A 7,980-nucleotide genomic window follows, 5' to 3' on the forward strand; every position below is an offset into this window, starting at 1 on the left:
TGTTAGATGAAAATGAAATCCATTCCGGTTGTGGTGTTTGCGCTGCTGTCAGCGTCGATTGCGCAGGCTGCTGACATCACCGGCGCGGGTAGCACCTTCGCAGCACCGATCTATACGAAATGGGCGGATGCCTATCAAAAGTCGGGCGGCGGCAAGGTGAACTACCAGGGCATCGGCTCGTCGGGCGGCATCAAGCAGATTCAAGCCAAGACCGTCGACTTCGCGGGCTCTGACGCCCCGCTGAAGGACGAAGATCTGGCCAAGGCCGGTCTGTTCCAGTTCCCGACGGTGGTGGGCGGCGTCGTGCCGGCGATCAACGTGCCGGGCGTCAAGGCTGGCGAAATCACGCTGTCGGGCCCGGTGCTCGGCGACATCTACCTCGGCAAGATCAAGAAGTGGAACGATCCGGCCATCGCCGCACTGAACCCGAAGGTCAAGCTGCCTGACCTCGACATCGCCGTGGTCCGCCGCGCCGATGGTTCGGGCACCAGCTTCATCTGGACGAACTACCTCTCGAAGGTCAGCCCCGAGTGGAAGAGCAAGGTCGGCGAAGGCACGACCGTGAACTGGCCGACGGGCACGGGCGGCAAGGGCAACGACGGCGTCGCCGCCTTCGTTCAGCGCCTGCCGGGCGCGATTGGCTACGTCGAGTGGGCGTACGCCAAGCAAAATCACATGGTCTACACTGCCATGAAGAACGAGGCGGGCGCCGTCGTTCAACCGGACACCGAAACGTTCAAGGCCGCCGCTGCCGGCGCGGACTGGAAGAAGTCGTTCTACCAGATCCTCACGAACGAGCCGGGCAAGGACGCATGGCCGGTCGTCGGCGCGACCTTCGTGCTGCTGCACACGGCACAGGACAAGCCGGACCAGGGCAAGGAGACGCTCAAGTTCTTCGACTGGGCCTTCAAGAACGGCACGCCGGCTGCTGACAGCCTGGATTACATCTCGCTGCCGCAATCCGTGGTCACCGAGATTGAGACTCAGTGGAAGGCGAAGGTGAAGGACGCGAGCGGAAAGGCAATCGCCCAGTAAGAGTCAGGCGCGCGGGCGCGGGCGCTGCTCGATCCGTGTCCGCTTGTGGGGCGTCATCTCCACCGCCTCGAAAATGCGCGAGAATTCGCCCGTCCCGGCGGCTTCGCCTGCGACACAGGCGAGGACCGCCGCCGTTATTGCGGCACCTGTACGCTCGTCATCCAATTCTTCAGACAACCCGCTCGGGAATCGCGACGATACCCACGAACGTCATCCCCGATCGTGAGGATGCGAAGAGAGCATCCTTCACGCCTCGACCGACAGGTTTAATCTCACGAGTGATTCAGTCCGAATTTCCCGCAATCCAGGGACCATGCGTAGGTGGCAGTAACGCCCATTTTCTTCAGGTATCCAATTGCGCGGTCGACGTACTGCACGACAAATTCGTTGGCGCCCATGGACTCATGAAAGCCAGCTTGACTCTCAGCAAGCCTTTCTTACGCGCGGTAGGGCCTTAAGGTTCGGTTAAGACTGCCAGCCTGACAATGCGAGACGGAGACAGGAGGGCGGCGTGAAGTGGTTGCTGGTTGGAGACGACGAATCGAGTGCGCTGCCCATCATGGAGCTGATGCAGCGCGCTGGACATGAGCCCGACTGGGCGAGTAGCGAATATGAAGCTGAACTCGGTTTGTTGCATCTGGTTCACGAACTCGTGCTCATCGATTTCGGAAGCCCCACGTTGAATCCGTTGCGCCTGCTGCGCGGCTACCGCCGCCATGGCGGCACGGCGGTTGTCATCGCGCTATTGCCTCAGGGTCAGCTGGAAAGCCCCGAAATCTTACTTGAGGAGGGTGCCGACGACTACCTGATGAAACCGTTTGAGTCGCAGGACCTTGGCTTAAGGGTGCGCCAGTTGTTGTGGCGCCCACTCGATGAGCGTGGGGCGACGTCGATGGGCAAGCTCGGCATCAACGCCGCCGAGAATCTGGTGACGCGCGACGGTATGCCGGTGACGCTGAGGCGCAGTGAGTACCGGCTGCTGATTGCACTTGCCAATGACCCAGCGCGCGTTTTCACGCGCTCAGAGCTTGCTTTTTACCTTTATGGACGTCAACGCGCCGTCGCGGGGCGCGCCGTCGATCTGGTTGTACATGGTCTGCGCGACAAGCTCGGCGCCCAGGCGATCATGACAGTCAGGGGCGTTGGCTACCGGATGAGCCATTTATTGTGACAGTCAGGCCTCCGGTATGAGAAAACTGGTTCCGCCGGTACAGCGCCGGGAGATGCGTTGATATGGAAAGTCCGCAGACCACACGGACGCGGAGATTGACATCGGTTCCACTATTGCTGGTGCCACCAGCCGACAGCTAGGTTCCCCCCGGGGGCGGACGTGCCGATGCGTCATCACTGGCGCTCGGCGGGGCTGGCTCGCCATCGCCGATGGATCGTCAGCTTTGCAAAGGACTGACGGGAAGTAGCGGAGTTCGAGTGGTGCGCAACGCGGAAAGCACCGCTGCCAAACGCGAGCCGTTCGAATCCATGTGTACTGCGCATGCTCTTGGCGAGCCGATCCGCGCCCTGCTTGCGCGTCTCGTCAACAATGCGGCCCGGCTAGGTGTTCATGACGCTCCATTCCAACCCGGTCGCTCCATCCAGTCGGCGTGGCGGCACTTGCGGTCTATCCGTGCGAGCCACAAAGTTTGATGACTCCACACTCGTCGGGATCTTCCAGATGAAAAATCACCTCGGTGCTCCCACTCGCTGGAACCTGAACCGTGCGCATCTCACTCTGCGAGCGTAAATGAATCTCGATCCTGTAAGTCCCAGGGGGCACGCGTACGAAGAGGAATGGGCCTTCTGTCCACACGCGCATCAGGCGCTGCCCGGTCACGGGCCAGATGCTGACGTCAACCTCCGCAAGGTAAGAACCCGCTTTCGACGCGAACGTCATTCGCAGGTTGTACCTGCTCGCCGCAGACCTGAACGCATCGACCTCGGTCCTCCCAACCCCTCCCGTAATGTACGAAATGCCATTACGTACGACGGGGGTAAGCGGCGTCTGCGCATGGCCGACGTGGACGATACAGGCTAACAAGGCGAGAAGTGCGCCTCTGTGAAATCTGGACATCAGGACACCTGCTTGATGGCGTTGCGGATACGACGCGCCGTGACAAGGGCCGCCATGACATCACAGTAGGCAAGGTGGGTCGCGAACGCTTGATGTATGTCAACCGCATGGACATGCGTGCAGTCGCGTTGCAATCTGCCATTGATGGCGCCCGGCTCTGGTCGTTTTGCCCGTCATGAATTGACACAAATCAATCACGTCTTCCCGTCGTCCTATACGCTGAATCTTCAGTTATCCGGAATGCCGGTCGAACTGGAGGTACATGATGAATCCCAGGATTTTTTCTCTGCGTGCGTTGCGACATTGCGTCGTCGCAGTGCTGGTTGCGTCGCCAATTGCCGTCTCCTTCGCACAGCAAGGCGGCAATGTGCCTGCCAGAGGCAACGGACCATACGGTGGCGGCCCTGGCATGATGGGAGGTTGCGACGGCGATTGCATGGGCGCAGGAATGATGGGCTCGGGGATGGGCGGCCCGGGCATGATGGGCAGCTATGGCTACGGTTGTGGCGTCGACCGTGTCGGCTGGGATCCCAAACTGAAACTGTCGCACGACCAGCAAACTCGCATGAATGCGATCGTCGATCAATCGCGCAAGGCCCGCTGGTTACTGATGGGCAAGATGCTCGATGAACAGTCGACGCTTCGCGATCTTTATGCCGCGCCCAAGCGCGACCAGGCAGCCATCGACGCCAGTTACGCCACTATGCGCGACCTGCGCAAGCAGATGTACGGGATCGCTGCCGATGAACACAAGCGTATCGATGCACTGTTGACCCGCGAGCAGCGCGAACGGTTGCGCGACTACTGACGCGAAATGGAAGGCTGCAGCGTGTGGCCCGGCGCGGAATCGAGGCGTCGGTTTCGTTGAGGTCGCCAGCAACCTGCCGAATGTGCACGCGGACGTGGGGGATTGACGTGAAAACACTGGCGCTCCTGTTCGTCATCGTGTTGCTGATCAATCTCATGCCCGCGTTTGGGCCGCCGACCTGGATGGCGATGTCGTGGGTTGGCTTCAACATCCACGAGGGGAACATGCTGCTTGTTGCTGCCGTGGCGGCCAGTGCCGCAACGGCAGGTCGACTCACGCTTGCTGCACTCTCCCGGTCACTGTGAGAGGGCGCTGGTTGCGCGACGCCGATCGACAAAACATTGACGTCGTCAGTGCGTGGCTCGGCAAGCACAGGAAGAAGACAGCAGGCGCATTTCTCGTGTATGCGCTCAGTCCGTTTCCGTCAAGCTATCTGTTCATTGCTTACGGGCTATCGGGGCTGCCGCTCGGCTTCGTCGGTGCAGCGTTCTTTGCAGGACGCGTGGTCAGCTATGCAATCTGGGCCCGTCTGGGAAGGTTCGCCTCCGAGTTCGCCGATCCCGAATCGCTGTTTGAAGGGCAGTACCTTGGCGTCTGGTTCGTACTTTCGCAATTGGCGTTTCTTGGGCTCGTGTACGTGCTCATGAAGCTCGACTGGAAACTGCTTCTTGAACAGCGAAAACTGAAATGGCGGCGGCCCCTTAATTTAGACAACCCGACCGCAATGGTGCAGGCCCAGTCGGTTCCTGACCTGATGACATTGAGCGGATAGCAAGAAGCCCGGCGCCGCAGACGGGTCGTCCCGAACCACGCAAGTTTTCTGGCGTCAAAGCCCCGCTTGTCCCATCCAGGTGGTGCAAAGTTCGGTGAACGGCCGCTCGTATGACGCTGTCGCTGGAGGAATCACTCTATTTACATATATTATACTTATAGATATATTATATGCGTAAATTGAGTGATTTTCCAATGGACCCAAGCCACCCCATCATCGACCTGGCCACCATGCAGGCCGCCGCGGCAAACGCATGTGCGCTGCTCAAGGTGCTCGCCAATCCGGACCGCCTGCTGCTGATGTGCCGCCTCTCCCAGGGGGAGCTGTCTGTGGGAGAGCTCGAGGAGGAACTCGGCATCCGGCAGCCGACCCTGTCCCAGCAGTTGGGCCTGCTGCGCGAAAACGGCCTCGTGGCAACCCGCCGCGAGGGCAAGAACATCTTTTATTCGGTGGCGAGCCCGCAAGCGCTCGCCGTTATGGCCGTGCTTTATCAACAGTTCTGCGCGAATCCTCCAGGGGATGTCATCGGCAACCTGAAAGTCGTCAAAAACTAACGGTGTGAAAGTGTATTTTCTTCCTGTTTTTTCTTCGAAGTCATCTCTCTAAAAGCCTGGCTTTTCTTCCGGCCTGACTCTTCTTCCGGTCCCGTCTTCTTCCCATCCAGTCTTCTTGCGGTACGCCTTGCCTGGCGTGTTCTTCGGGCGGGCTGTGCGGGCGTGCGGCGCATGATCGGCCCCAGGGAGGGCCGGTCCATGAAGCGCCAACAACAAAAGCGTAAGTGCCTGAATTGCGGAACCTGGTTCCGGCCTGATCCGCGCAATGTGCGACACCAGGAGTATTGCTCCGAAGCGGCGTGCCGTCGGGCGAGCAAGGCAGCCAGTCAACGCCGGTGGCTGGCCAAACCCGAGAACCGCGACTATTTCCGCGGCGCCGAGCAAGTCGCGCGCGTGCAGCGCTGGCGCGCCGAGCATCCGGGGTATGGTCGTCGCGCCAGCGCCGCGACGACTGCGGCGTTACAAGATGACTGTCACGTGCAAGTGGTTGAAATACAAGAGAAATCGGCGGATTTGGCGGCGGGTGCGTTACAAGAAGTCTTGGCGGCGCAACCGGCCGTCCTGATTGGGCTGATCGCGCATTTGACCGATAGCCCGTTACAAGAAGACATAGTCCGCAGCACCCGGCGGTTGCTACAACTGGGACAGGACATCTTGAACGGGAGGGGTGACCATGCCGATCAAGCACGTCATCTGCCCTGAACGGATCCGGCAGATTCCGGCGCACTTCAGCTGGGTCGATCACCGGCTGGTGCGCGAGCGGTACATCGAGCGCTGTGATGCCTGTGCCGCTGCGCTGTACCTGTTTCTGGTCACCGTGGCCGATGCGCAGGGCCTGAGCTACTACGCGGACGCCTCGCTCGCGCGGCACCTGTCGATGGCGCCGGCGCGCCTGGAGATGGCGCGCAACGACCTGATGCGCATCGGCCTGATCGCCTGGCGAAGGCCGATCTATCAGGTGCTGGCGCTGGATGCGCCGGCGCCTGGGCCGGCGCCGCTGCCGCGGCCCCAGGCGGACGTGGCCGCGCAGCTCGAACGGCTGCACGCGGCCCTGGGCAAGCGCCATGCTTGATTACGAGACGTACTGCAAGATCTGTGACTGCCATGACCGGCAGCATCTGACGATCACGCAGACGGCGCGCGCGCTTGGGCTGCATCCGCAAACGGTGTCGAAGTGGCTGAAGGCCGGCCAATATCGACGCCGCCAATCGCCGCCGCGACCCAGCCGGCTCGATCCGTTCAAGGCGCAGGTGGTGCGCTGGCTCGACGCGCATCCGTATAGCGCGCAGCAGATCCTCCAGCGCTTGCGCGAAGTGGGCTTCGACGGCGGCTACACAATCGTGCGCGACTACGTGAGCAAGATCCGGCCGCCGCGGCGCGAGGCGTTCCTGAAGCTCGCCTTTGCCCCCGGAGAATGTGCGCAAGTTGATTGGGGCGAATACGGCTCGATTGCCGTGGGCTCGACGCGGCGGCGGCTGTCGTTCTTCGTGATGGTGCTGTGCTACAGCCGGATGATGTATCTGGAATTTACCGTCTCGCAGACGATGGAGCACTTCCTCGCTTGCCATGAGCATGCGTTTGCGGCCTTCCAGGGCTGTCCGCGCAAGGTCATGGTGGACAATTTGAAGTCAGCGGTGCTGCAGCGGCTGATCGGTCAGGCGCCGGTATTCAATCCGCGCTACCTCGATGCGGCGCGCCACTGGGGGTTCGACATCGTTGCCTGCAACGTAGGGAAAGGCAACGAGAAAGGCAGGGTGGAAAACGGCGTGGGGTACGTCAAAAAAAATCTCCTCAACGGACTCGAGCTCGCCGAGTTCAGCGCGATCAACCCCGCAGCCCGACTCTGGCTCGATACCATCGCCAACGTCCGCATCCACGGCGAGACGCACCAGCGCCCCGTTGATCTGTTTGCGACCGAACAAGCCCACCTGAAACCGCTCAATCCGTCACCCTACGACGTCGCGCGCATCGTGACGACGCGCGCGAGCAGTCAGTTTCGGGTAGCGCTGGACGCCAACCACTACTCCGTGCCGGCCCGATACGCCAATACCCGCGTGACGCTCAAAGCGTGGCCAGATCGGCTGTGTATCTATCACGACAATGTGCTGATCGCCCGACACGTGCGCAGCTACGAGCGTCATGAGGATATTGAGGATCCCGAACATCCGAAGGCACTGCTCGCGCAACGCCGCAGCGCGCGCGAACAGCGGTTGATGCTTCGCTTCCTCAGTCTGGGCCCTCACGCTCAGGCCTATTACGAAGGGCTTGAGCAACGGCGTACCAATGCGCGGCAGCATGTGCGCAAGATCATCGCGTTGAGCGAGATCTACGGCGTCGAGGCCGTTGCGCGCGCCCTGCAGGATGGCCTGACGTTCCACGCCTTCAGTTGCGAGTACATCGCCAACATCCTCGAGATGAAAGCCCGGCCCCTGGCGGAACCCGGCGCGCTGCACCTGCTCCGTCATCAGGATCTGCTGGATATCGAACTCGCGCAACCGGATCTCTCGCGCTACGGACCGGAGGAGCCCCATGACGAAAACGGAACGTAACACCGCCGTGCACGAGAGCGAAGCCGCCACCGATCCGTTACGCACGCAGCTCGCGGGAATGCACATGAGCTACGTGCTGCAACATTACGAGGACGTGGCCACTGAAGCGGCGGCCCAGCACTGGTCGCATGTCGACTATCTCGCTCACCTGATCGAAGGTGAAGCGCAGCGGCGCGAGGATCGCAGCATCGCCC

7 protein-coding genes and 2 pseudogenes are annotated in these 7,980 nt (G+C 61.2%); all 9 read left to right on the forward strand.

Going from position 1 to position 7,980, the window contains the following annotated elements; translation table 11 throughout:
* Positions 1–12: 12 nt before the first annotated feature.
* Positions 13–1,035 (forward strand): phosphate ABC transporter substrate-binding protein PstS, encoded by a 1,023-nt coding sequence (pstS, locus tag BMI01S_RS35010; RefSeq protein ID WP_244145490.1) that lies wholly within the window; start codon positions 13–15, stop codon positions 1,033–1,035.
* 511 nt (positions 1,036–1,546) lie between these two features.
* Entirely contained in the window at positions 1,547–2,206 is a 660-nt protein-coding gene (locus BMI01S_RS35015; protein WP_028232973.1) for a response regulator transcription factor, read from the forward strand.
* A gap of 1,159 nt (positions 2,207–3,365) precedes the next feature.
* Positions 3,366–3,911, forward strand: coding sequence for a Spy/CpxP family protein refolding chaperone (locus tag BMI01S_RS35025; protein ID WP_028232971.1), 546 nt, complete (start codon positions 3,366–3,368; stop codon positions 3,909–3,911).
* A gap of 107 nt (positions 3,912–4,018) precedes the next feature.
* A pseudogene (locus tag BMI01S_RS38655) lies at positions 4,019–4,683 on the forward strand (hypothetical protein).
* A 194-nt stretch (positions 4,684–4,877) separates the two neighbouring features.
* Positions 4,878–5,237 carry an ArsR/SmtB family transcription factor gene (locus tag BMI01S_RS35035; protein WP_042292474.1) on the forward strand — a complete coding sequence of 120 codons (360 nt, stop codon included), beginning with the start codon at positions 4,878–4,880 and terminating at the stop codon, positions 5,235–5,237.
* 198 nt (positions 5,238–5,435) lie between these two features.
* Positions 5,436–5,939, forward strand: a complete 504-nt coding sequence (locus BMI01S_RS35040) for a hypothetical protein (RefSeq protein ID WP_042292485.1) — start codon at positions 5,436–5,438, stop codon at positions 5,937–5,939.
* Positions 5,911–6,309, forward strand: coding sequence for a hypothetical protein (locus BMI01S_RS35045; protein ID WP_042292477.1), 399 nt, complete (start codon positions 5,911–5,913; stop codon positions 6,307–6,309). The genes BMI01S_RS35040 and BMI01S_RS35045 overlap by 29 nt, the downstream gene beginning before the upstream one ends.
* Entirely contained in the window at positions 6,302–7,786 is a 1,485-nt protein-coding gene (gene istA, locus BMI01S_RS35050) for an IS21 family transposase (protein WP_042292480.1), read from the forward strand. The genes BMI01S_RS35045 and istA overlap by 8 nt, the downstream gene beginning before the upstream one ends.
* A pseudogene (locus BMI01S_RS35055) lies at positions 7,767–7,980 on the forward strand (hypothetical protein); the annotation flags it as partial. The gene istA and the pseudogene BMI01S_RS35055, both read left to right, overlap by 20 nt.

This window comes from Paraburkholderia mimosarum LMG 23256 = NBRC 106338 (genome assembly GCF_000739815.1).
Taxonomy (GTDB): Bacteria; Pseudomonadota; Gammaproteobacteria; order Burkholderiales; family Burkholderiaceae; genus Paraburkholderia; species Paraburkholderia mimosarum.